The organism is Corallococcus carmarthensis, assembly GCF_003611695.1.
In the GTDB taxonomy this organism is placed as follows: Bacteria; Myxococcota; Myxococcia; order Myxococcales; family Myxococcaceae; genus Corallococcus; species Corallococcus carmarthensis.
Map to the genome: position 1 here is coordinate 1 of NZ_RAWE01000163.1, position 23,022 is coordinate 23,022.

Consider the following 23,022-nt stretch of genomic DNA (forward strand, 5'->3'; position numbering starts at 1 on the left):
GTCGGTGCCGGTGCGGCGGAGGGCGTAGGGATGGGGCTCGCGACGGCGGGCGCGGGGATGGGGCTTGCGACGGCGGGCGCGGCAGCCTCGATGGCGGGCGCCTCCGCTGCTTCGGGCGCAGGGGCTGCTTCGGGCGCAGGGGCTGCTTCGGGCGCAGGGGCTGCTTCGGGCGTCAGGTCCCCAATGGGCTCGTCCCGCGTGGGCTCGATCTCCACTTCGACGGAGAGGACCACCTCGGTGTCAGCCGCGACGGGGCTGGAGACCCTTGGTGTTTCAGCAGTGGGCGTGTGGCCGAGGACAAGCTCGGGGGGGAGTGACTCCGACAGGTCCACCGGCGCGCCCGCGGCTTCCAGGGGGGCGGGAGGCGCTGCCTTCGGTGCGGATGTCTCGGTGCCAGGCGTCGGGGTGGACGAGGCCTCGCGCTGGGTGACGAGGCTCGCGGAGGTGAGCTGGGCCGCGGCGTCCTTCGGCTTCGCCCGGGACGTGGCCGGCGTGCCCCTTCGCGCGTACAGGTCCGCGAGCATCTGCTGCACACCCTGATGGGCCGGATCCAGCTCGAGGATCAGCTTGCTCGCGGCGATGGCTCGCGGCAGGAACCCTTCCTTCGCGAAGCCCTCCGCCGCGGACTGGTACGCGGAGACAGCGCGGTCACGCTGGCCGGCCTTGGCCCACGCGTCGCCCATGCGCAGCCGGCTCTGGTGGTCCTTCGGATCCGCCTGGCAGTAGTCCTCGTACAACTCTGCGGCCTTGGCGAAGCGGCCCTTGCTGAAGGCCTCCGTCGCCTTGTCCTTGAGCGCGCGGAGCTCCATTCACTGCGCCCCGCCGGCCGCCGTGCCTTCCTTCGTCGCGGAGGCGCCCGCCGCGACGCGCACCTCCCGGAAGTAGTCGCCCTTCAGCGCGTCCAGCGGCTCGGCCTCCGCGCCGGTGTTCATCTTGCGCAGCGCCGTGGCCGCCGCGGCGCGGATCTCCGGCAGGTCGTGGTACAGGTCGCGCCCCACCACCTCCGCGGACTTCGCGTCGCCAATGGCCCCCAGCGCCAGCAGCACGTCCCGCCGGGCCACGCTGTTGGAGTCGTCCAGCGCCTTGAGCAGCGTGGGCACCGCGTCCTTCGCGCCCATCCGCCCCAGCAGCTGCGCCGCGAGCGCCGCCTCCGCCCCACCCTCCTTCACCACGCCCTGCAACGCCTCCGACGCGGACGCGGGCGGCGCGCCCACGCGCTTCAGCGCATCCAGGACCACCAGCTTCTCGCTGCCCATCTTCGGCAGCGATGCCACCAGCGCGAGCTGCCCCGCTTCACCCTGCTCCGCCAGCGCCAGCGCCAGCGTCTTCTGCAGCTCGCGGTCGGGCTCCAGCAGCGCCGCGCGGGCCACTTCGATGCCCTCGGGTCCCACGGACGTGAGCCCCACCAGCGCCGCCGCGCGCAGCACGGGGCTCGCGTCCTCCGCGTAGCCCTTGAGGATCTCCAGCGCCCCGGGCGCCTTGAGCGCGCCCAGCGCGGTGAGCAGCGTGGCCAGCGGCTGCAACTTCGCGGGCTCCACGTCGTCGCTCAGCTCCGAGGGGACTCGCGGCGGCACCACCACACGCCCTGCCTCCTTGGCGCGGGCCGCGTTCAGCGCCTGGAGCCGCTCGAAGAGCTGCGCGTGCTTGGCGGACCGGTTGTCATCCTTGACCTTCGCCGCCTCCGGACGCGGGGCCGACGGATCCAGGTCCGTGCTGTACTTCTGCGGCAGCACCTGCGGGATCCAGTCCGCGCGGAGCGCCGTGAGTCCGGCGACCTCCTGCTCGTAGAGCTTCTGGATGACGGGCACCACGGAAGCGTCGCGCACGTGCGTCACCGCCTCGACCGCCAGCGAGCGCAGGGCCACGTCCGGCTGGTTGAGCCACGGTGTCACCTTGGGCAGCAGCGCCTGCGCCGCGGGGCCCAGACCCGTCACCGCCTGGAGGCCCGACGCCGCGGAGGCCGGCCGCGACAGCCGCTCCGCGATGGGGTCCGCCGGGCAGCCGCCTCGCGAACGCATGGCGCGGCCTGCATCCAGGGCCTCGTCCCGGGCGCCGTCGAGCGCGATGGCGCACAACGCGGCGTCCGTCATGGGCGTGCGCGGGAAGGTCAGGATGGCTTCGGTGGCCAGCGGGCTCACCGCGCTCTTCTCCACCGCCACCGCCTGGAGCTTCGTGGCGGCGGCCGGGTCCTGCAGCTTCATCAGCGCGCCGATGGCGGACTCGCGCAGCTCCGGGAAGCTCTCGTCGAGGAGCAGCGCGATGGGCGCCACCGCGCGGGTGTCGCCTGCGTCGCCCAGCCCGCGCACGGCGGCGGCGGCGAGGATGACCTGGCTGTCGCGCACCATGGGCAGCAGCCGGTTCACGGCCTCCGCCCTACCGCTCTTGCCCAGCTCCTCGGCGGCGCCCACGCGTTCGGGGAGCGCGCCCTCGGTGAGGGCCAGGAGGTTGCGCTCCCAGAGGCCCTTGGATTCGGCGGCGACGACGGAGGCCATGGCGCCGGGGACGTTGGTGCTCTTGAGGGCCTGGACGATGATCTTTCGCGTGGCGCGGCCCCGCCGTCCGTACTGGAGCGTGAGGTACGCCTTGGCCTTGTCGTTCTTCACCTTGGCGAGCGCCAGGGCGGCCTGTCCCTGCACGGCTTCGTCCGTGTCCTCCAGGAGCTCCCCGAGCAGATCCACGACGCGCGGATCCTGGCTCTCCCCGAGCGCGCCGGCGGCTTCACCTCGCACGATGGCGGAGAGGTCCTTGGCTGCGCGGGTGAAGAGGACCAGGTCGTCCGCGTTGTTCTGCGCGGCCAGCTTCTTCACGGCGGCGGCGCGGATTTCGGGACGGGGGTCCTGGATCTCCGCGAGGAGCTGATCCCGGTTGCCATTGCACCCGACGAGCAGGGTCAGGGCGAGGAAGAGGGGTCGCACGCGGATTCGCATCGTTCTCCCGGAGCGGCGGACGGTGGAGGTAGGCGGCGGTTATATCAACGCCCTCCCGGGCCGCCCACCGACGGAGCGACCCAGGAGGATGGATGTTCTAGCGGGAGCGGCCACCGCGGGGGGGCGGACGGCCTGCCCCTCCCCGAGGCGCCTTGCTGCTCCAGCGCGGCTCGGAGTCGCGAGTCTTGCGCTCCTTGAAATCCTGGTAGCCGCCGCTCTCACCCGGGGGCGCCTTCTTCACGCCCGCGCGGACGATGCGCTCGCCGGAGCCGCTGGGCGCGGACTCCCCGCCGCCGCGAGACCGGCTGCCGGAGGCCTCGCCGCGGGGCTTGAAATCCCGGCGCTCGGGACGGCCCGCGGACTCGCCGCGAGGCTTCCATTCACGGCGCTCCGGACGGTCGCCGCGAGGGGCGCCACCCGCACCCGCCGGCTTGCCGAAGCGGCTGCCACCGCGAGGGGCACCGCCCTCCGCACCGAAGCGGCCCGCGGGCTTGCCGAAGCGGGCGCCGCCACGAGGGGCACCACCCTCTCCGCTACCGAAGCTGCGGCCACGAGGCGCGCCACCCTCGGAACGACCCGCACCGGCGGGCTTGCCGAAGCGGCCCGCGGGCTTGCCGAAGCTGCGGCCACGAGGAGCACCGCCCTCGTCACCGAAGCGGCCCGCGGGCTTGCCGAAGCTGCGACCACGAGGCGCACCGCCCTCGTCACCGCCGAAGGAGCGACCCCGGGGGGCGCGCTCGTCACCGCCACGGCCCGCACCGGCGGGCTTGCCGAAGCTGCGACCGCGAGGAGCGCCGCCCTCGTCACCGAAGCGACCGGCGGGCTTGCCGAAGCTACGGCCGCGAGGCGCGCCGCCCTCTTCGCCGCCGAAGCGGCTGCCACCGCGAGGGGCACCGCCCTCGGAGCGACCTGCACCGGCGGGCTTGCCGAAGCTGCGACCGCGAGGAGCACCGCCCTCATCACCGAAGCGACCGGCGGGCTTGCCGAAGCTGCGACCGCGAGGAGCACCGCCCTCGTCACCGCCGAAGGAGCGACCCCGAGGGGCGCGCTCGTCACCGCCACGACCCGCACCGGCGGGCTTGCCGAAGCCGCGGCCGCGAGGAGCACCGCCTTCGTCACCGAAGCGACCCGCGGGCTTGCCGAAGCTGCGGCCACGAGGAGCGTCGTCACCGCCACGACCCGCACCGGCGGGCTTGCCGAAGCTGCGGCCACGAGGAGCGTCGTCACCGCCACGACCCGCACCGGCGGGCTTGCCGAAGCCGCGGCCACGAGGAGCACCGCCCTCCGCACCGAAACGACCGGCGGGCTTGCCGAAGCTACGGCCGCGAGGAGCACCACCCTCTTCGCCGCCGAAGCGGCTGCCACCGCGCGGCGCGCCACCCTCGGAACGACCCGCACCGGCGGGCTTGCCGAAGCTGCGGCCACGAGGCGCGCTGCCCTCTTCACCGCCACGGCCCGCGGGCTTGCCGAAGCTGCGGCCGCGCGGAGCACCACCCTCGTCGCCACCACGGCCCGCGGGCTTGCCGAAACGCCCACGCGGCGCATCCTCACCACCACGGCCCGCGCCCGCCGGCTTGCCGAAACGGCCACCGCCGCGCGACGCACCGCCCTCGGCGCTCTCCCGCGCCGGCTTGCCGGTACGGCCCGCGCCACGAGCGGCCTTGCCGTAGGTGGCGCCCTCGGCGGCGTCGGACTCCGTCACTTCCTCACCGTCGTCATCGAACGACGGCACGCCCTCCAGGTCCACATCCGCGTCCGCGTCATCCGCCGCGTCCAGCGTCGCCCCGCGCTTCGCGAACTTCGGCGGACGCGTGCCACCGTCCTGCACGCCCTTCCACTCCTTGCGCTCCGGACGCGCCTCGCGGGTCTTCGGCCCCGTCGGAGCCTTCTTGGCCGCGCGCTCCGTCTTGCGCGGCGCCACCGGCGCGTCGTCGTCCATGGACAGCTCGACATCGTCGTCGTCCGGCCCGTTGAAGCCCGGCGCGGAACGCCCGTGACGGCGCGGCGGCAGCTTCAGCTCCGAGGCGGCGGGCTGTGCGCGGCCCTCGGCCACCTCCGTGAGCTGGAGCACCTCGGCGAGCTTCAGCGGCCGCAGCTCGCCGGGGCGCAGTCCCTCCACGCCCACACCCGCGTAGTTCGGACGGAACAGGCGCACCACCGGGTGCCCCACCGCCGCGCACAGGCGCTTGATGAGGTGCGGACGGCCTTCCGCCACGACGATCTTCAGCCAGGTGTTGCGCTCGGCCTTCTCGAAGATGTCCACCGACACCGGCGTGGCCATGCCGTCTTCCAACCGCACGCCACCGCGCAGCTTCTCCAGCGTGGGCATGTCCGGCACGCCCTTCACCTTCGCCAGGTACGAGCGAGGCACCTGGAAGCTGGGGTGCGTGAGCTTGTGCGCCAGCGCCCCGTCATCCGTGAAGAGCAGCGCTCCTTCAGCGTCGTAGTCCAGACGGCCCACGGGGAACAGGCGGCGGCCCGTCTCCTCCAAGTAGTTGGCCACCGTGGGCCGGCCCTGCGGATCCGACAGCGTCGTCACGACGCCCACGGGCTTGTAGAGCAGGTAGTACGACGATTCTTCCGGCGGCGTGACGAGCTTCCCATCCACGGTCACCAGGTCCGTGCCGGGCTCCACCCGGCTGCCCAGCTCCGTGACCGTCTCGTTGTTCACTCCGACGCGACCGGAGGTGATGAGTTCTTCCGCGTGCCGGCGCGAAGCCACTCCCGCGCGAGCCAGGTACTTCTGCAAACGTTCCGCCGCCATGCCTTGCCTTCTTCCAGTTGCCGCCCGTCACTCGGGCTTGGGCCCCTCGCTATCACCCTTCTCGGGCGAAGGGGGGCTTTCCAGGATGCTGGCACTGACCTTCTGGCTCCGCTCCGCGGCGGCCATGGCCTCCTCCAGTTCCTCCAAGGCGGCCTCACTGGCCGCCTCGTTCTTCTCCATCCGCTTCGTGAAGTTCGGGTCCGACAGCGCCGCCACCGTCCCCTCCGCCTTCGGTGCCGGCGGCGCCGCCTCCTTCTCCACGATGTCCCGGTGCTCCTGGGTCAATTCATGGAATTCACGGAGCGTGGGCAGCGCGGAGAGGTCCTTCAGCGCGAAGAACTCCAGGAACTCGCGCGTGGTTCCATAAAGAATGGGGCGGCCGACTTCTTCCCGCTTGCCCAGGATTTTCACCAGCTTGCGGTCCATCAGCGCCTTGAGCACCGCGCCGCAGTCCACGCCGCGGATGTCTTCCAGCTCCGGCCGGGTGACGGGCTGGCGGTACGCGATGATGGCCAGCGTCTCCACCGCCGCCCGGGTGAGCCGCTGCGGCTTCACCCGGAGGTAGCGCCGGACGTACTCCGCGGAATGGGGGTCCGTGCGGAACTGCCACCCGCCCGCCACCTCGTAGAGGACGACGCCGCTGATGCCCTCCCTGTGGATGCCGGAGAGCTGATCCATCGCCTGGAGGATGGGCTCCCGGGGGATGCCGGTGGCCTGATACAGCTCGTCCACGGACAGGGGCCGCTCCGCCACGAAGAGCACGCTCTCCAGCACGGTGCGGATGCGGTCCGGGGAGAGGTTGCGGCTCTTGGCGAGCAGCTTCTCGAAGGAGGACTGCAGGTCCGGGACGTTCTCGGTGTCGTCCGAGTCCTCCTCGATGGCGGCCGCCTCCACCCCGTCCAGCTCCGCGTCGTCGGGGCCTGGGCCGGTGACGGCGGCGATCTCCTCCTCGGAGAACTGTCCGGGGCCGCCGGGCGTGCCAGGGGCGGGCGTCTCGTCACCGTCGTCGGGACCGTTACCGGTAGTCACTCTCGTCGACCTCCGTGGGGAGGAGCTTCTCCAGCGCATCCCCGTTGGGCGTCACCTGGATGGGGCCCAGGGGCTCCTCCTGGAAGACCTTGATGAGGCGGCGCTTCACCATCTCCAGCATGGCGATGAAGGTGATGACCACCTCCTGGCGCGTGGCCGCCTCCGTGAACAGCGCCTCGAACACCACCTGCCCGTCCTTGCGCACCCGCTCCGCCAACCGGAGGATGGCCTCCGACAGGCTCACGCGCTCCAGCACCACCTCGTGCTGCACCTTGGGCGTCAGCCGCTCGAGCACCCGGTCGAGCGCCTCCACCAGCTTGAGGACGGAAATCTCCTGGAGCCCCACCTCGTCTTCCGGGATGGGGACTGCCTCCACGGGCACCTTCCGGGCGAACACGTCCCGGTCCAGGATGTCCTGCTTGGCCAGGTGCTCCGCGGCGTCCTTGTACTTCTGGTACTCCAACAGTCGGCGCACCAGCTCCGCGCGAGGGTCCTGCGCCTCCTCCACCGCCGCGAGCGCGTCCGCCCCTTCCGGCACCTGGGCCGCGTCCTGCCGGGGCAGGAGCATGCGGCTCTTGAGGTGGGCGAGCGTGGAGGCCATCACCAGGAACTCCCCGGCGATGTCCAGGTTCAGCTCCCGCATCCGCTCCAGGTACTCGAGGTACTTGCCGGTGATCAGCGCCAGCGGGATGTCGAAGATGTCGACCCGATGCTCCTTGATCAGATGGAGCAGCAGGTCCAGGGGACCCTCGAAGTTGGGCAGCGCCACCCGGAAGGCGTCTCCGGGCGTGCGCGGCAATCCCTCCCCGTCGGGGTCCGGCGGGAGGTCGTCGGGCGGTGGGGGCTTGCGACCTTCGCTCACCGGCCGGCGTCCTTCTGGGGGGATGGGAACTTCGTCATGCGAAAGGGTCCGAAATTCCGGCCTTTAGCGCGCGCCGGGGGGACAGACCTCCTTAGCAATGCCTCCCAGGGGGGTCAAACATTTGAACAGGAACGGGCGTTCAGGGGATTCCCACGGCCCGTCTCACCTGGTCCATCAGGCGGGTGGCTTCCGCCCGGGCGCGCTGGGCGCCGTCCTGGAGGATGCGCTCCAGCTCCCCGGGGTCATTGAGCAGTTCCTGCCGGCGCTGGCGGGCGGGGCCGAAGGTGACGTGGAAGGCCTCCAGGAGCTTCTTCTTGAAGTCGCCGTAGCCCTTGCCGCCGGCCTTCCAGGACGCGTCCACGTCGGAGAACTCACCGGGCGGGAGCATCAGCTTGAGCAGGTCGTAGAGCGGCGCGTCCACGGTGGGCTTGGGCGCGTCCACGGGCGTGGAGTCCGTCTTGATGGACATGATGCGCTTCTTGATGTCCTTCTCGTCGCCGAACAGCTCCAGCGTGTTGCCGTAGGACTTGGACATCTTCTGTCCGTCGATGCCGGGCACCGTGGCGGCGCTCTCCTGCACGAAGGCGGCAGGGAGCTTGAGGATGCCGGGCGCGTGGCCCCGCTCCTTGCCTTCCGGATCCGCCGGGTCGTAGCCGGGGACGTACTGGGTGTTGAACTTCACGGCCCAGTCGCGCGCGAACTCGATGTGCTGGATCTGATCCTTGCCCACCGGCACCTGGTCCGCGCTGTAGAGCAGGATGTCCGCGGACATGAGGACCGGGTACGCATAGAGGCCGAAGTCCGGGCTGATGCCGCGGGCGACCTTGTCCTTGTAGCTGTGCGCGCGCTCCAGGTGGGCCTGGGGCACCACGGTGCCGAGGATCCAGTTGAGCTCGAGCACTTCCTTCACGTCGCTCTGGCGGAAGAGGACGGCCTTCTTCGGATCCAGGCCCAGCGACAGGTACGTGAGCGCCGCGTCGCGCGTCAGGTCCAGGGCGAGCTTGGGGTCCCGGACGGTGGTGAGCGCGTGGTAGTTGGCGATGAAGTAGTAGGCCTCGCCCTGATCCTGGAGCTGCACGAACTGCCGCATCGCCCCGTAATAGTTGCCGATGTGCAGCCTTCCGGACGACTGGACGCCTGAGAGAATCCGCATCGCGATTCGCGCTCCGAATGACGGGTGGAGGACACGGCTCGTTCGCACACCCGCCGTCGTGCTGCAACCTTCCGTTGGGACAGGTGAGCCCTTTCAATGCCTGACATTCGCGTGCCCTGCCCTCCTGGAACATTTCGCCCGGGCAGGAAAAGCCCAGCAGTTTCCATGGGTTGAGAGGACTCAGGTCTCCCGCTACCCTGGCGGCCGGCGCAGCACGTGGCCCGCCTTGGAGGGCGCCAACGGATGGAAGCGTTCACAGGAAACCTGGCCAGCTATCGGCTCCAGCTCGTGTTGCCTCCGCTGTTCACGACGCCTGGAGTGGAGGGGACGCTGCGGGTGGAGCGGGGAGCGGTGCGCCGGGAGTTCTACCTGCGGGACGGGCACCTGGTGGGCGTGGCCTCCACGGATCCGAGGGAGCATCTGGCGCAGGTGTTGGTGAACCTGCGGATCCTGGACGCGCCCCGGGCGGCGGCGGCGTTCGAGGCGGCCGAAGGGGCGAACCTGCCCTACGGCACGTTCCTGGTGCAGCGCTGCTTCGTGGAGCTGTCGCAGCTGACGGAGGCGATGGAGCACAAGGCGCGCGAGGCGCTGTTCGACTGCTACGCCTGGGAGTCGGGCGAGGTGGAGTTCACGCCGGGCCTGCCCCTGTCCGGGCGCGCGGTGGGCCTGCGGCTGCCGCTGGCCACGTTGCACCGGGACGCGGTGGCGCGGGTGCAGGAGTGGGCGCAGTTCCGGGAGATCTTCCCGCGCCTGGACACGACGTTCCGCGTGTTCCGCGAGTTCGCGGTGGAGACCTTCTCCGAGGAGGAGGACGTGCTCCTGGATCTGGCGGCGGGCGGCGCGACGCTGGGCGAATTGCTGGCGAGCGCGAGGGAGGCCCCGCTGTTCGCGGCGCGCTGGGTGCTGCATCTGTACCGGCGGGGAGCGCTGGCGCCGCACCGGTCCACGGGGCTGACGGTGGGCGAGTCCACCGAGTTCACGGAGCTCCTGGCGCTGGTGCGCGCGTTCCTGTCATCGCGCAAGTACGACCTGGCGGTGGCGTTGGCGGCGCAGGTGTTGGAGCGGGGGCCGGTTCCGGAGGCGCACGCGCTGTACCGCGAGGCGGAGGTGGGGCTGACGCTGTCGTTGAGTGACGCGCTGTTCGCGTTGGACGGGAGGCTGGTGTTCGAACCCATCCCCCGCCCTGCCCCGGCGGATCTGACGGCGGATGACCTGTATCTCTATTCCAAGCTGCGCGGCAGCCGGAGCATCCGTCAGGCGTTGCGCACGGCGGCCATGGGTGAGCTGGCCGCGTCACGGTCTGTGGAGCGGCTGAGGGCCGCGGGGCTGATCCGCGTGGCCCCGCTGGCACCCGGTGCGCCGGAGCCCGCGCCGAGGCGGACGATCACGGAACCTTATGGGTTGAACCTGGGGGACCCGGGCCGGAGCTGAACCCCGCGCAATCGCATGGCAGGACGGCACACCCTCATGGGTTGTGTTCTGGCGAGGACTTGCCAGTCAATGCACATCTGTCCTTTCCTCGCCTTCAATGAAAATCGAGTTCGAGAAGCCGCCCAAGGAATACTCGCCCGCCGAAATCGCAGAAATCGTGTTGAAGATGTGGCCCGCCACGGCGCCGCCACCGCCGCTCGAAGATGTGCTCGGCTGCGTCAAGTCCCTCGCCGCCGAGAACGCGACGGTCAATCTCGTGACGCTGGCCGCCGCCGTTGAGTGCATCATCCGGACCCACTACGGGGACTTCTACACGGATTGGGAGCAGTTGCTGTGCGCCACCCGGGCCCTCCCAATGCTCAGCACCCACGAGAAGTACAAGAAGCTCGTGGATGACAGCTGGGCCAAGTTCAAGGGCACGAACACGGAGCTGGATGAAGCGGAGACCGATGCCCTCGCAGAGGCCGTCCTCAAGCCCAGTCCAAAGCTCGCGTGGGCTGAGTCGACGTTTCGCTATGTCTCCACGAAGGTCGACGAGAAATACGTCATCCCCTGCATCAAGCTGACGAAGTGGAAGTCCGAGAAGGGCAAGCTGAAGCAGGAGGCGATGCTCTCCGAGCATCAGGGCCGCAGAAACCCGCCCCCGCCCCTGACCATTGCCCGCGTCGAACGCGTCGGTGGCTTGGAACTCTCTCCCCAGCACATTGACTACAAGCTCCGTGTGCTCCAGTTCGTCTTCGAGTCCGGCTTCCTGGGCGGCTTGAAGCGGACGAACTACCAGGCGCCGTTCGGCTCGAAACCGAAGCCGTTCATCCTTCAGGATCCCTGGTCTCTGATGCAGCTGCGCAACCTGTCCAAGCGCACACGGACCTGGGTCGACGACCTCCTCGAGAGGGTGAACCTCAAGGACGCGGTGGACCGTGCCCGCACCGTCCACCTGACGATCGCCAAGGGCCGGATGCTGATGGTGGATTGCTGGAGCAACATCGTGGCCGTGATCAAGGCGCTCAAGGAGGCCTACCCCTCCGAAGGCCATGCCTATGTCTGTCTGGGAGGCAGTCCCGCCCCCATCATGATCGCGATGGAGCACCTCGACCCCACGTCCCAGATCTTCCACCTGCCGGTGAGCGGCATCAAGGGAGGGGTGGAGTACTGGCTGGGGCAGGTCGATACGATCTGGGAGCGGTACGCCGACGCCATTTCGGTGCACTTCTCGAAGTACCTCCCACCGTTGGGGGGAATCCGTGGGAACAAGCTCGTGATCGTCGACTACACGTCCACGGGCACCGCGCTCGCCGTCGGCATCGTCCTGGTCCGGAAGTATTACGCCAGGCTCGTCAGCACCTCGAAGTCCACCGAGGTGGTGGCCCCCAAGGTGTTCGGATTCGCCTTGTGCACGAACTTCCATCCGAACCCGAAACTCCTGGAGGGAACGGTGTTGCACAACCTGGGCAAGAATGAACTGGGGATCGCCCTGGAGAAGCAGACCCTCAAGGGAACGGGACTTCGAGGGCTCGCGAAGATGGAGATCGCCAGCCTCCAAACGACTCCGGAGAACGTTCCCGAAACCCAGCTCGATGTCGCGGGACTGATGCGGATGCTCGCACAGATCCAGCTGAAGATGACTCCGAAGCAATTGAAGTAGGCGCTCATCCATGCGCAGGACGACGACGGAGCCGGACGGTTTGAATCTGGGGGATTTGGGCGGAAACTGAGGCCATGCGCTTTCGACCCTTCCTGAAGATGTCCTCCGCGGGGGATGCACGGGGGCAGGCCAGTCCTTCGGGGAGCTGGGTGGCACTGGAGAAGCTCCATGGCGCGCAGCTCGTCCTGGGCGTGCAGGACGGGGCGGTGCACTTTGGCAAGCGCAAGGCCTGGCTCGAGGAGGGGGACTCCTTCTTTGGTTGGCAGCTGCTGCGCCTGTCCTTGCGCAACGCGGCCCTGAAGGCGGTCCGGACGCTGGAGCTGGGGGACGCGCGCGTCTATCTCTACGGAGAGCTGCTGGGGGGCCGTTATCCCCACCCGGAGGTGCCCGCGGTGCCGGGAATGATGCCGGTCCAGACGGGTATCTGGTACGCACCGGACCTGCATTGGGTGCTGTTCGATATCCTCGTGGCCCGGTCGGACGAGGATGAAGGCGTGATGCTCTCGCATCGCGACGTGGAGACGGCCGCGAAGGCCGCCGGGGTGCTGGCTCCTCCCCTCGTGGCGCGAGGAACCCGGGCGCAGCTGGAAGCCGTCCCTACGCGAGCGCCGACGCGGCTCCCCGCGATGCTGGGTCTGCCCCCGCTGGCCGACAACTGGGCGGAGGGGCTCGTCATCAAGAGTGAGCAACCCGTGGCGCCCGGCACGCGCGCCGCCTTCAAGCGGAAGATCGAGGAGTTCGACGAGGCCCGCTTCGACGAAAGCACGGCCTGGGATGCCCACCAGCGGCTGTCCATCGCCGAGCTCCAGGACTGGTCCTCCCGCCTGGTGAATCCCGCGAGGATCGCCAGTGCCCTCTCGAAATGCGGGCGCGCCGACGTGGAGGCCATCGTGAGCGAGGTCGAGCTGGATGTCCGGGTGGACCTGGAGCTGGCCTTCCCTACCGCGTGTCAGTCCTTGGACCCCGCGAGCGAGGAACGTCTGTCCGCGCGCGTTCGCGAGCTTGCCCGGCCACTCATCCGACAGGCCCTGGATGCAGCTGGGAGCGGAGCCTGATCAAGGGAACTTGAGCGTGCCCTCGCGCCAGGCTTTGAGGATGTACGCCGCACGAAACCCGACGAGCCCGGGACGCTTCGCGAGCCAGAGCAACGTCGGTTCGCCAAGCTCGGGAGCGAATTCCAGGACATGGGAGGCAGCATGCGTCCGGAGGGTTTCGTCCTCGCTCTTGAGCAGGGGGATGAGTTGGGACGTCGCACCACGGCTCCGAAGCTCTTGATAGGCCCCTAAGATCTTGTCGTTGGCGCGATTGGCGGACCGCGAATCAGCGGCATCCAAGGCCTGTCCGTACGCGACCGACCCCTCCGCGTACCACTGGATGAGTTCCTCAATACTGGCCTTCTGAAACTTCCGGGCACTCATGGAATGACTCCATAGCGCATGAGGATCATCATCCCGAAGTCGCGCTGAGCCTGGACGGACTGACTGCTCAACCATTGCCTCACGGTCGTCTGTACTCCCGTGGTGAAGAAATCCTTGGACGAGTAGTACGCACTGATCCGTTGGTGGATGGCTTCGTCGATGGCGATCACGTTCTCGGTGTTGTGCAGGGCCTGGGGACCGAACCGCTGAACGTTGCCATCTGTTTGCTCTACGATGTGGTGCCACTGCTTCCCAGGCCCTGCGGGTCCCCGAGCCCGCTTCAGGGCGCTGAACGAGTTCCAGGAACTGGCCGGAGGTGCTCCCCTCCCCTTCGCCACCATGGCGACGGCCGTGGACGGAAGGGAGAGCGTGATGACTCCGCCCGAAACGGACACTGCCCTCACCTGCTCAAGGCTCGCGACGTTGACGCCAACGCGTGAGGCCACCGCCGCGCCTCCCGGGAAGTTCGGCAGCGTCGAAAGCCGGGCCGCCAGCAACGACGCGCCACCGGTCAAGCCATGGCTCACGGCGACCGTGACCGCGAGGACGAGGACCCGCGCGATGGATGGCCCTACCCGAGCGGCGAAGCGTTGACCGGACTGATCCAGTTCTTCCCAGGTGGTGGCCTGGTTCGTCTCGAGCTTCAGCTCCTGACTCGCATCCACCAGTTCCAGAAACGTCTCCGCCCCCAGGTAGATCAAGAGCAGGGCCGAGATGATCGCAGCGGCCTTGGTGAAGGCAGGCTCGGGGTTCGCGGCCAGCGCTGCCCAGGTCACGAGACCGGTGGCGATCATCGAATAGAAGAGCTGGGGCGCCAGGGTGTCCTCAACGGCCCTGGCGATGCTCGCCTTGAGGGGGTCCAGGGACAGGGCCAGCGCCACGCCCAGCTTGTCCCAGTCACTCAACCCCATCGCGTCTTCGAGCAGCGAGATGCAGTCGCCTCGACGGGGCCCCGGTTCGCAGAAGCCGCCAAAGCCACGGTCCGTCACCCGCGGCCCTCGGGAGTCGTCATCGCTCGTGGGATAGGAGGCCCGCACCCAGTGGCCCGGCCGAGAAGCCCGGAGGCGCAGGGGCGTGGCCAGGAGCAGCGCGGTCAGTGCCTCCTCGAAGGCATCCGCCCCCACGGCCACGGCCCTGACGGGAGACGGAGGGCTGTACTCGATGGGTGCGCCATCACCGGCATCCAGCCGCACCCTGCCCCGTGGGGCAGCGCACGCGCTGAGCAAGGCGACGAGCAGGACAGCGAGATGAACTCGAAAGGCCATGAGCCTCCTCCCTAGCGCGTGGACTGAGCCAAGGGGAAGCCTGGGCGGCAACTGGGCGCCAGCCCCGAAGGACAGAGCGGCGGTTTCCTGAACCGCGGGCCATGGGTATCCAGAAGAGAAGCCCGGCGAAGGAGCGCGGAAGATGGAGCAGGCAGCCCGTGAGCGGATCACCCTCGTGGAGGTGCTCGAACGGACGGCGGCCTTCGACGTCTTCACCGCGACCATTCAAGCCGCGGTGCAGCGTCTGGAAACAGAGGGCGTGAGCACCCTGCTCAGCATCCAGTTCCACGCCCGGCCGGAGGACACGGAAGTGGGCGCGGTCATCACGTTCGCGGACTCGCGCCGGGTCATGGAGCACATCCGGATGATCTCCGGCTGGCCGGAATTCAAGGCCCTCCTCGGCGTCGCGAAGCCCGTGGACGTGCGCGTCTACGGGCGACTCGGCGAGGAGGCGCATGCCTGGCTCCGGACGATGAACGTCGTGAGCAAGGTCTTTGAAAGCCCCGTGGCGGGCTTCGTGCGCTGAAGCGGCTCAGCTCGCGGCGCGCAGGGGCACGCTCACGGTGCGGGTCGCTGCATCCACCCGTCCGAGCCACGCGCTCAAGCGCTTGCGCTTTTCCACCTCCGCGCCCTGCCAGGGCGTGAGCGGCGTCCGCAGGCAGTGCAACTGCGCGAACAGGGCGAGGTCCGCCACGCTGAGCGGACCGTTCAACCAGAAGCCGTGCTCCGGGGCCCGCGCGTCCAGTTGATCCAGCAGCGCTCCGAAGCGGCGCCAGCAGGCGTCCGGACCCGCGCGCCAGACGTCGCGCGCCACCAACCGTTGCACCTGCTTGCGCCGCAGCAGCGTCGGAACCACCGCGCGCACCGGCGCCGGCATGGCCCGGAAGAAGGCGGCACGCGTCGCGGGCCAGTTGCGGTCATCCGCCCACCGGGCCGCGACCAGGAAGCCGTTCACGGAGGTGTCCGCGAACTCCTCCCAGAGCAGTGCCTCCGGGGACCGCGAGATGCGGCCGGGCACCAGCTGCTCGATGCGCGCGAGGATGTCCGTGGAGTCCGGCACCGCCTCCGCCCCCACCAGCAACACCGGCACCTGGCCCGTGGGACTGTGGGGACGGTGAGCCGCCGGGTTGTCCGCGCGGATGCACGCATAGGACAGCCCCGCGTACTTCAGGGCCCGGTGGGCCTTCAGGCAGAAGGGAGAGTAGCTCTCGAAGCCGGGCAGGCCCGGGTCGGCGAGTTCCAGCAGGGTCAGGGGCAGCGATGCGTTCGCGGTCATGAGGCCACCCTGCGCCCGCGCTGTGACAGCCTTCTGTCAGGATAGTGACGGCGTGCCCGCGCGGCTCAGCTGTCCCAGTGGATGTCCAGCCACTTCAAGGTGGGGATCTCCACCTGGAAGGGCGCGAGCATCAGCTTCCGGTAGTCCATCACCACCTGGGTCATCTTCTTCTCCAGGAAGATCCGGACGTCCTCATGGGTCTCGAAGTAGTCGTTGACCCGCTTCAGGGCCGCCTGGATGCCCCGCACCTCATCCCCGGTGTAGCCGTTGGTGAACTCCTCCCGCGTCCGCACGAGCATGAGGAAGGTGGTGAGCTCATCCGCGACGACCGGGGGGATGAACTCGTAGTGCATGGCGATGAAGGCGGCGATCTCGTTCTTCGTGCCACCCAGGAAGTTGGCGTTCGTCGGATCCAGCGAGGCGCCGCTCAGGCTGTTGCAGTACGCCCGCATCACGTCCTTGAGCGCCGCGAGCTGGCGCACGTCCGCGACGGATTGGATCTGATAGTTCGTCAGGGCCTTCAGCTTGCTCCCGAGCTCGCCTTGCGGCGGGACCAGCATGAAGGACGCGGCTCCCAGGACGTCGACGCGGCATTGCGCGGAGAACTTCTTGCGCAGCCCGATGGCGGCCTCCTTCAGCGCACCCTTCCGCCGCGACAGGCTCCGGAAGAGCCAGCCTTCGTCGTAGATGGCCTCCAGCTTCGCATCGTCGATCTTGCTGGCCTTCACGTCGATGAGCTTGCTGTCCACCAGCAGCTTCGCCACCCCCGACGGGCTGTCGTTCACCTCGTTCCCGATGCAGTAGACGTAGATGTGCACGTCATCGAGGGTGGTCAGGAGCGTCTTGTCCTTGTTGGACTCCACCTTGAAGGCCTTCACCTGGAGGGTCGTGCCTCCGGTGCTTTCGACCTCCGCGTAGCCCACGTTCTTCTGGAAGGTCGACGTGACCATCCGGTTCACATGGGTCCCGTTCTGGGCGAGCTGGGGGGCATTCACGAGCAGGGAGTTGGCGAGGATGTTCACCCCGGACCGCACCAGCCAGTGCACCTTGTGGCCGTACCGGATGGCCTGCTCGACCGCGTCGATGGCCGCGTTTCCGCCCTGGATGCAGATCGTCTTGCCCGTCTGCCCGCTCGTCGCCAGGTAGCGCATGAGCTGATCCATGTCCATGATCCGCCGGTCCTGCTCCCACCCCTGGGGGGCCTTGATGCCGTTGGCCTCCGTGGGCTTGAGGTAGCTCCCGTTGCCCGTCATCAGGAGCAGCTCGCGGGCCTTGATGGGCTCATGCACCTTCTCGAACTCCGCCGGCGTGAAGGTGATCTCGAAGTGCTTGTCGTCCTCGCCTCCTGCATCCTTCCATTCGACCTTCGTCACGTGTCCCCAGAGGCGGGTCAGTCCCAGGTTCATGGCGCGGCCAATCACCTCCAGCCACTCGTCCTTGAAGCTCTCGCGGGTCGTGTAGCCCTGGGACTGCGCGAACAGGGTCTCCTCGTTGTCCACGGGATCACTCGTGCTGAAGACCTTCTGCCACTCCTCCTTCACCTTGGTCCGGGTCTGGTTGTTCTGGAACGAGGAGAGCGGCCGGGTACTGATGACCTGGCGGGTGTGATTGACGACGTAGTTGCTGCCCCGCCCCGTGTATTGGTCGGTCTTGTCGATGTGCCACGGGTTGGTCATGCCGATGAGCACCGTGTTCGCGAACAGGCGCCGTTCGGACGTGAGGTCCAGCAGCGACTTGTTCTCCGGGGCCTTCTGCAGGTCGATGTCCTTGTCACCGACGAACAGCAGGTGCGCGAGCGCCTTCCTCCGGGCCTCCTCGCCCTGGATCTTCCCGAGCTGATCGGTGAGCTGCTTCCGGATGCCCGTCGTGAGGTCCGACCCCATGCGCGCATCGAGGTAGTACATGGCACCGCCACCGGCGCCGATGATCGCCTTGTCGAAGATGGGCATGGGGCCCCCCAGTGAAGGAAACGGTTGGAACGAAGGAGCGCGGAGTGGCGGTGCCCTGCCCTCCTCCGCGCCCCGGATGTCACGGGCCTACTGGCCGTTGTACTTGAGGTCGCGCGGGTTGACGGGCGGGGTGCCGCGGACGGCGTCGAGGGCCTCGAAGGCCTTCATGCCGCTGTTGCCCTGCGTCGCGGCCTGCCACGCGGGCAGCGACTTGAAGGCGAACACCATGTCGAAGTCCATGGGCACCGTCCCGGGATCCAGGGGCACGCTGCCCGGGTTGTCCTGGAACCACTTCATCCAGGCCTGAGACCCCGGCTGCTCCAGGACGAGGGCGTTCTTGTCCGGCCCCCCCACCGTCGGCGGCATCGTGGTGGTGGGCAGGAGGAAGGTCTTCATGGGCCACTCGGCCACGCTGTGGCAGCTCATGCACGACGAGGCCTGCACGTTGCGCACGAGCTTGCCGTTGACGATCGCGGGATCCACCACCGCGCCGTCGTTCGGGCCCGACAGGCGGCCGCCCCACCCCAGCGTCGCCGTGGAGTACTCGGGCGCCGCGGGGTTGATGACCGTCTCCTGCAGCGGCATGCCCGGGTTGAGCGTGGAGTTGACGTTCGGATCATCCCCCCACATCGCGCCCAGGGGGATCATCTTGTCCCACGCGCTGCCCGGCACGCGCATGTCATAGACGAGCGTGGAGAACACCCAGCCCGTCTTGGGCGCCGTCTTGGTGTCCTTGACGATGATGTCGAACTGCATCACCGACGCGTTCATCACCTGCGGCGGCGCGGTCGACGGGCCGTTGGGCGGCGTGACGTAGACGGGCCACAGCGTCGCGCCCTCCATCACCGGCCAATCCTTGGCCAGCGCGCTGGTCAGCGCCACCTTGATGACGATGGAGCCTTCCGGGAACTGCGCGGACGTGTTGGTGAGCGTGGGGTTCATGGCCGTCTTGCCCCACACCTGCCCCAGCGCGTACGCCGCCACCTTGTCGTAGTAGGTCAGCACGTACGTCGTCATGTCGACCTTGAGCCCGGACGCGGCGAAGGTGACCGCGGGGAACTCGGAGCCCACGTAGGTGCCGTGGATGCTCTCCCGGATGGAGGCGAGCCACGGCTCGTTGTACCAGCCCGCCTTCGCCGCATCCCACTGGGGATAGTTGTAGAGCAGCGTCTGCATGGACGGCGCGATGTAGGCCTTCAGCGCGTTGACGTACGCGATGGCGTTGGTCTTCGAGATGGGCTGCCCCTTGAGCGCGGCGATCCACGGCGGATTGGCCGGCGGCGCCACGGGCGACTGCGGATAGTCGTGGCTCAGGCTGAACAGCGGGCCCTGGTACTGCGAGGGCGGCGGAACATTGCCGTTGTTGTCCGCGAAGGGGTTGGCGTTCACCGAGTTGCGCTCGAACGCCTCGCGGGCCACGGCGAACGGCGTGCGGACCTTGGCCTCCGCGGGGGCGGCGCCGGAGGCCGGCACCACGTTGGCGGTGGGCGCCTTCTTGGGCGGAGCCTTCGCTTCGGCCGCGTTGGCCTCCGGCATCTTGCAGCCGGCGAGGGACAGCGCCACGCAGCCGGTAAGGCCCAGGACGCCTGACATCAGGGATTGGCGAGAACGCTTCATGGACGAGCAGTCCTTCGACAGGGATGCGGACATCATGTCCGCCGCCACCGCCCTGCTCTGCACACGGCGATCCACATCCCCGGAATGCGTCGTTTCCCCTGGGAACCCTCGTCCACGGCGCGAGCGCGGGCCTCCGGCGCGTCTTCACCGCAAGCGATTGCGTCCCCGCGCGACGCAGACCCGCGCCCCGCTCACGGGAGGGGTCTCCTCACCCCGGAAGGGACGTTGCGCAGCCCGCCATCACGGCCCGGCCGGGCGCTTGCGCGCCGGGGGCTTCGGCTTGAACGCGTCGCTGCGCGGGTGGAACTCGTCGTACACCTTGCGCAGCCGCGCGCTGTTGACGTGCGTGTAGATCTGCGTCGTCGCCAGGTCCGCGTGGCCCAGCATCTGCTGCACCGCGCGCAGGTCCGCGCCGCGCTCCACCAGGTGCGTGGCGAACGAGTGCCGCAGCTTGTGCGGCGACAGCGGCTTCAGGATGCCGGCCTTCAGCGCGTAGCGCTTGAGCAGCTTCCAGAAGCCCTGCCGCGTGAAGCCCTCACCGCGCGGCGTGACGAACAGCGCCTTCGCCTCGCGCTTGCCCAGCATCTCCGGCCGCGACATGGCCAGGTACGCCTGGACCTTCTCAATGGCCACGCGCCCCAGCGGGACGATGCGCTCCTTGGCGCCCTTGCCCCGGGTGACCAGGTAGCCGGACGTGAGCTGCACGTTGTTGAGCTCCAGCGTGCACAGCTCCGTCACGCGCAGGCCGGTGGCGTAGAGCACCTCCAGCATGGCCTTGTCGCGCAGGCCCGTGACGGTGCGCTCGTCGGGCGCGGCGAGCAGCTGCTCCACCTCCTCCAGCGTGAGGAACACGGGCAGCTTGCGGGGCGACTTCGGCGTGTCCACGTCCTCCGTGGGGTCCTTGTCCGCCAGCCGCTCCGCCACGAGGAAGCGGTGGAACACACGCAGCGCGGCCAGGTGCCGCGCCTGGCTGCGGCGCCCCAGGCCCTGCTTGCCCAGCGTCACCAGGTGCGCGAGCACGTCCGCCTGGGTGACGCGCGCCACGTCCTCCTTGCCGCGCGAGCGCAGGTCCTCGAAGTACACGGTGAGGTCCGCCGCGTAGGCGTCCACCGTCTTGCCGGACAGGCCCCGCTCCGCGCGGATGAAGGCGATGAACGCGTCGAGCAGTCCTTCCATGGTCCCCGGAGGCTACCGGACACGCCCTCCAGGGCAACTCCCTGACGCGCCCACCCGTCACGACGTTGCCTTCCAATGGAGAGAGGCGACACCCTCTGTCCAGGTCACCCAGGACAAGGAGCAGTGAAGATGCGTGCACAGGCATGGATGTGGATGGCGGTCCTCACGCTGGGCAGCGTGGGCTCGACAGCGCTGGCGCAGCAGCCCGCGCCCACGGAGACGGCGCAGAAGACCCGGGAGGGCAAGGTGAAGAGCATCAGCCCGACCAGCATCCAGTTGGAGGGCGCCACCGCGTCCGCCCCGCCGCTGACCTACGTGGTCGATTCGTCGAAGCCCCAGCTCAAGCAGACGCTCCAGGGCATCAAGGCCGGGGACTCCGTGAAGCTGAGCTACGCCCCCAACGAGGTGGGAGCGAAGGTCGTCACGAACGTCGAGAAGCTCTGAAGCCCGACGACCGCCGGGCTCCACGTGCTTCAAGCGTGGGGTTCGGCGGCGGCTTCCTGCGCGTGCGCGCGCTCCAGCGCCTCCACCACCCACGGCCAGCCCACCAGGATGTTGCCCGGCGAGCGCAGGCACGCGTCCGCCACCGCCAGCACCTCTGCCGGCCGCGAGCGCACCGCCAGCGCCAGGTGACGGCCCAGGAACGGGTGCGGCAGGTAGCTCAGGTTGTGATGGCGCACCGGCACCCAGCGCAGCGTGGGCTTCCCGGTGAAGCGCTCCACCGCGTACGCCACCGCCTGCGCCAGCACCTCCAGCGCGTAGAACGGCAGCCGGAACGCGGACATCAGGAACGCCACCAGCGCGCTGGCCGCCACCGCGCCCGCGAAGGACACCGACGAGGCCCCGCTCCACACCAGCATGGGCACCAGGCTGGTCGCGATGGCCGCCACCTGCACGTTGCGCACGGACGGACCGCGCCCGCTGGCCAGGCCGCCAATGCTCCCCGCGGACAGGCCCGACACGATGCCCAGGCACAGGCCCACCGTCATCGCCGCGCCGCCTCCGGACTCCGGACCGAAGGCGCCGCCCGCCGCGGCGTGCAGCCCCGCCAGCATCGACACGCTCGCCAGCGAGCCCAGCAGCACCCCTGACGCGAGCCCCGACACCAGCGCCACCACCAGCCCCACCGCCGTGCACAGCGCCGCGGAGACCAGGTACACGCCGCGCATCGGCACGCCCATCAGCCGCAGCCCCAGCCCCGCCAGCACCGTGATGCTCGGCGACAGCACGACGAGCAGCAGCAGCATCCGCGCCACGAAGGCCCCCGCGGCGCGGCCCCCTTCGGCCTGCTCGCGCCACAGCTGCCCGATGCGGCCCGCCGGCGAACGGATGCCCGCCTCGCGCAGCCGGTAATGCAAATCAATGGGCCGGAACACCAACAGGCCGAGCAGCGCGAGCGCGCCCGGCACCCGCTCCGGCGAGTCGACGACTGGCGTGGCTGGTAAGTCCCCCTCGGCCAAGACTTCCCCCTCTGGAAAGGATTTCAGGACTCCAGACTACCCTTGCCTTGCCTCAGGATTTCAAGCGTATCGCCTATCAGTGAAACCACCGTGGACGGCTCGTTCAATGTCACGCCACCGTCAAGAATCAGGTCCAGCCCATGCCCCAGGGCCGTCTTGATATCCCGAGCGTCCGAGAGAACCGTACCGTCGGTATGGGTCGCGGACGTGGTGATGAGCGGGCGGCCGAGCGCTTTCGCCAGCTCGCGGGGCAAGGCGGCGTCCGGCACTCGCAGTCCCACCTGCTTCTGCTTGGTCATCATCACCTCCGGCACCAGGCGCGTGGCCTCCAGGATGAAGGTGAAGGCTCCGGGGGTGAGCCCCTTCATGGCGCGGTAGGCGAAGTTGCTCACGTGCGCGTAGCGGGCCACGTCCGACAGGTCCGGGCACAGGAGCGACAGGGGCTTCTTCTTGTCGCGGCCCTTGAGCTGGTACAGCCGCTCAATGGCTTTCTTTGCGTTCAAATCACAGCCGAGCCCGTAGTACGTGTCCGTGGGATAGGCGATGAGGCCGCCCTTCTCCAGGATCTCCACCGCCCGTGCGATATGGCGCGGTGAGGGATGATCCACGTCCACCTCGAGGATGGGAGCGGCGGCGGCGGGCATGACGGGGAGCTCCTGGGAGAGGCCACCCCCGGGTGAGGGGTGTGCCCCCACTATGCGCCGCCCCCCGCCTCTTCCGCACGGATTTCGCCACTGCCCATCAGGGCGCGCCGGGTGAGCACCGGGCCCACCAGTTCGTGCGCGGTGATCATCGCCACGATCAGCACCTCCACCTGCGGCCCGAAGGACGGGAAGGTGCGCGACACCAGCGCCGCCAGGCCGAACGTCACGCCCGCCTGGGAGATGAGCCCCATCCACAGGTAGCGCTTGAGGCGCGGGTCCTCCGCGGGCGCGAACCTGCGGCACGCGGCCCAGATGGCCAGGCCGCGCAGCGCGACGAGCAGCAGCGCCGCCGGCCCCACCGTCACCAGCGTGTCCAGCCGCAGCCCCGCCCCTGTCTCTTATACAC

Annotated in this window: 19 protein-coding genes and 1 pseudogene; 5 read left to right on the top strand and 15 right to left on the bottom strand. The window is 69.2% G+C overall.

Annotation, left to right across the window (positions count from 1 at the left end; all coding sequences use genetic code 11):
* The 6 genes from D7X32_RS47095 to trpS all read right to left on the bottom strand — a co-directional run.
* Nucleotides 1-809 (bottom strand): tetratricopeptide repeat protein (locus tag D7X32_RS47095; RefSeq protein ID WP_369333697.1); only part of this gene is annotated, 809 nt, incomplete at its 3' end.
* Complete coding sequence (locus D7X32_RS47885; protein WP_120606270.1) at nt 810-2,927, bottom strand: HEAT repeat domain-containing protein; 2,118 nt, start codon at nt 2,925-2,927, stop codon at nt 810-812.
* 97 nt (nt 2,928-3,024) lie between these two features.
* The gene (locus tag D7X32_RS31485) at nt 3,025-5,691 is read right to left on the bottom strand and encodes a pseudouridine synthase (RefSeq protein ID WP_120606271.1); all 2,667 of its coding nucleotides are present in this window, start codon (nt 5,689-5,691) and stop codon (nt 3,025-3,027) included.
* 27 nt (nt 5,692-5,718) lie between these two features.
* Complete coding sequence (scpB, locus tag D7X32_RS31490) at nt 5,719-6,720, bottom strand: SMC-Scp complex subunit ScpB (RefSeq protein ID WP_120606272.1); 1,002 nt, start codon at nt 6,718-6,720, stop codon at nt 5,719-5,721.
* Nucleotides 6,707-7,519 carry a segregation and condensation protein A gene (locus D7X32_RS31495; RefSeq protein ID WP_216618252.1) on the bottom strand — a complete coding sequence of 271 codons (813 nt, stop codon included), beginning with the start codon at nt 7,517-7,519 and terminating at the stop codon, nt 6,707-6,709. The genes scpB and D7X32_RS31495 overlap by 14 nt, the downstream gene beginning before the upstream one ends.
* Before the next feature lie 202 nt (nt 7,520-7,721).
* Nucleotides 7,722-8,735 carry a tryptophan--tRNA ligase gene (gene trpS / locus D7X32_RS31500; RefSeq protein WP_120606274.1) on the bottom strand — a complete coding sequence of 338 codons (1,014 nt, stop codon included), beginning with the start codon at nt 8,733-8,735 and terminating at the stop codon, nt 7,722-7,724.
* A gap of 243 nt (nt 8,736-8,978) precedes the next feature.
* On the opposite strand from trpS, the gene D7X32_RS31505 reads away from it, so the two are divergent.
* The 3 genes from D7X32_RS31505 (at nt 8,979) to D7X32_RS31515 (ending at nt 12,866) form a co-directional block, all read left to right on the top strand.
* A complete protein-coding gene (locus D7X32_RS31505; protein WP_120606275.1) occupies nt 8,979-10,166 on the top strand; it encodes a DUF4388 domain-containing protein in 1,188 nt (395 codons plus the stop codon).
* Between the two features lie 97 nt (nt 10,167-10,263).
* On the top strand, nt 10,264-11,811 hold the full coding sequence (locus tag D7X32_RS31510; RefSeq protein WP_120606276.1) for a hypothetical protein: 1,548 nt from the start codon (nt 10,264-10,266) through the stop codon (nt 11,809-11,811).
* Between the two features lie 74 nt (nt 11,812-11,885).
* On the top strand, nt 11,886-12,866 hold the full coding sequence (locus D7X32_RS31515) for an RNA ligase family protein (protein WP_120606277.1): 981 nt from the start codon (nt 11,886-11,888) through the stop codon (nt 12,864-12,866).
* Here D7X32_RS31515 and D7X32_RS31520 read toward each other — a convergent pair whose 3' ends face one another.
* Complete coding sequence (locus tag D7X32_RS31520) at nt 12,867-13,229, bottom strand: DUF2019 domain-containing protein (protein ID WP_120606278.1); 363 nt, start codon at nt 13,227-13,229, stop codon at nt 12,867-12,869.
* Nucleotides 13,226-14,494, bottom strand: a complete 1,269-nt coding sequence (gene sitA5 / locus D7X32_RS31525) for a SitA5 family polymorphic toxin (RefSeq protein ID WP_120606279.1) — start codon at nt 14,492-14,494, stop codon at nt 13,226-13,228. The genes D7X32_RS31520 and sitA5 overlap by 4 nt, the downstream gene beginning before the upstream one ends.
* Before the next feature lie 142 nt (nt 14,495-14,636).
* On the opposite strand from sitA5, the gene D7X32_RS31530 reads away from it, so the two are divergent.
* Nucleotides 14,637-15,020, top strand: coding sequence for a hypothetical protein (locus tag D7X32_RS31530; protein WP_120606280.1), 384 nt, complete (start codon nt 14,637-14,639; stop codon nt 15,018-15,020).
* A 6-nt stretch (nt 15,021-15,026) separates the two neighbouring features.
* On the opposite strand, the gene D7X32_RS31535 is transcribed toward D7X32_RS31530, so the two are convergent.
* The 4 genes from D7X32_RS31535 to xerD all read right to left on the bottom strand — a co-directional run bounded on the left by D7X32_RS31535 (nt 15,027) and on the right by xerD (nt 20,512).
* Nucleotides 15,027-15,770 (bottom strand): glutathione S-transferase family protein, encoded by a 744-nt coding sequence (locus tag D7X32_RS31535; RefSeq protein ID WP_120606281.1) that lies wholly within the window; start codon nt 15,768-15,770, stop codon nt 15,027-15,029.
* Nucleotides 15,771-15,835: 65 nt separating this feature from the next.
* Entirely contained in the window at nt 15,836-17,719 is a 1,884-nt protein-coding gene (locus D7X32_RS31540; RefSeq protein ID WP_120606282.1) for a hypothetical protein, read from the bottom strand.
* An 87-nt stretch (nt 17,720-17,806) separates the two neighbouring features.
* The gene (locus tag D7X32_RS31545; RefSeq protein ID WP_147450340.1) at nt 17,807-19,336 is read right to left on the bottom strand and encodes a hypothetical protein; all 1,530 of its coding nucleotides are present in this window, start codon (nt 19,334-19,336) and stop codon (nt 17,807-17,809) included.
* A gap of 240 nt (nt 19,337-19,576) precedes the next feature.
* Nucleotides 19,577-20,512, bottom strand: coding sequence for a site-specific tyrosine recombinase XerD (gene xerD / locus D7X32_RS31550; RefSeq protein ID WP_120606284.1), 936 nt, complete (start codon nt 20,510-20,512; stop codon nt 19,577-19,579).
* A gap of 129 nt (nt 20,513-20,641) precedes the next feature.
* On the opposite strand from xerD, the gene D7X32_RS31555 reads away from it, so the two are divergent.
* Nucleotides 20,642-20,956 (top strand): hypothetical protein, encoded by a 315-nt coding sequence (locus D7X32_RS31555; RefSeq protein ID WP_147450341.1) that lies wholly within the window; start codon nt 20,642-20,644, stop codon nt 20,954-20,956.
* 29 nt (nt 20,957-20,985) lie between these two features.
* Here D7X32_RS31555 and D7X32_RS31560 read toward each other — a convergent pair whose 3' ends face one another.
* From D7X32_RS31560 to D7X32_RS31570, 3 genes and pseudogenes are all read right to left on the bottom strand, one after another.
* Nucleotides 20,986-21,972, bottom strand: coding sequence for a hypothetical protein (locus tag D7X32_RS31560; protein ID WP_120606286.1), 987 nt, complete (start codon nt 21,970-21,972; stop codon nt 20,986-20,988).
* A 23-nt stretch (nt 21,973-21,995) separates the two neighbouring features.
* Complete coding sequence (locus tag D7X32_RS31565; protein ID WP_120606287.1) at nt 21,996-22,616, bottom strand: L-threonylcarbamoyladenylate synthase; 621 nt, start codon at nt 22,614-22,616, stop codon at nt 21,996-21,998.
* Between the two features lie 50 nt (nt 22,617-22,666).
* Nucleotides 22,667-23,008: pseudogene (locus D7X32_RS31570) on the bottom strand (cation:proton antiporter); the annotation flags it as partial.
* Between the last annotated feature and the right edge of the window lie 14 nt (nt 23,009-23,022).

What these genes read in the sequence shown, in the direction of transcription:
- D7X32_RS31530 (WP_120606280.1), top strand. Translation starts at nt 14,637, where the DNA reads ATGGAGCAGGCAGCCCGTGAGCGGATCACCCTCGTGGAGGTGCTCGAA.
- D7X32_RS31515 (WP_120606277.1), top strand. Translation starts at nt 11,886, where the DNA reads ATGCGCTTTCGACCCTTCCTGAAGATGTCCTCCGCGGGGGATGCACGG.
- D7X32_RS31505 (WP_120606275.1), top strand. Translation starts at nt 8,979, where the DNA reads ATGGAAGCGTTCACAGGAAACCTGGCCAGCTATCGGCTCCAGCTCGTG.
- D7X32_RS31520 (WP_120606278.1), bottom strand. Translation starts at nt 13,229, where the DNA reads ATGAGTGCCCGGAAGTTTCAGAAGGCCAGTATTGAGGAACTCATCCAG.
- D7X32_RS47885 (WP_120606270.1), bottom strand. Translation starts at nt 2,927, where the DNA reads ATGCGAATCCGCGTGCGACCCCTCTTCCTCGCCCTGACCCTGCTCGTC.
- xerD (WP_120606284.1), bottom strand. Translation starts at nt 20,512, where the DNA reads ATGGAAGGACTGCTCGACGCGTTCATCGCCTTCATCCGCGCGGAGCGG.
- sitA5 (WP_120606279.1), bottom strand. Translation starts at nt 14,494, where the DNA reads ATGGCCTTTCGAGTTCATCTCGCTGTCCTGCTCGTCGCCTTGCTCAGC.
- D7X32_RS31535 (WP_120606281.1), bottom strand. Translation starts at nt 15,770, where the DNA reads ATGACCGCGAACGCATCGCTGCCCCTGACCCTGCTGGAACTCGCCGAC.
- D7X32_RS31555 (WP_147450341.1), top strand. Translation starts at nt 20,642, where the DNA reads ATGCGTGCACAGGCATGGATGTGGATGGCGGTCCTCACGCTGGGCAGC.
- D7X32_RS31540 (WP_120606282.1), bottom strand. Translation starts at nt 17,719, where the DNA reads ATGCCCATCTTCGACAAGGCGATCATCGGCGCCGGTGGCGGTGCCATG.
- trpS (WP_120606274.1), bottom strand. Translation starts at nt 8,735, where the DNA reads ATGCGGATTCTCTCAGGCGTCCAGTCGTCCGGAAGGCTGCACATCGGC.
- D7X32_RS31545 (WP_147450340.1), bottom strand. Translation starts at nt 19,336, where the DNA reads ATGAAGCGTTCTCGCCAATCCCTGATGTCAGGCGTCCTGGGCCTTACC.
- D7X32_RS31565 (WP_120606287.1), bottom strand. Translation starts at nt 22,616, where the DNA reads ATGCCCGCCGCCGCCGCTCCCATCCTCGAGGTGGACGTGGATCATCCC.
- D7X32_RS31510 (WP_120606276.1), top strand. Translation starts at nt 10,264, where the DNA reads ATGAAAATCGAGTTCGAGAAGCCGCCCAAGGAATACTCGCCCGCCGAA.
- D7X32_RS31485 (WP_120606271.1), bottom strand. Translation starts at nt 5,691, where the DNA reads ATGGCGGCGGAACGTTTGCAGAAGTACCTGGCTCGCGCGGGAGTGGCT.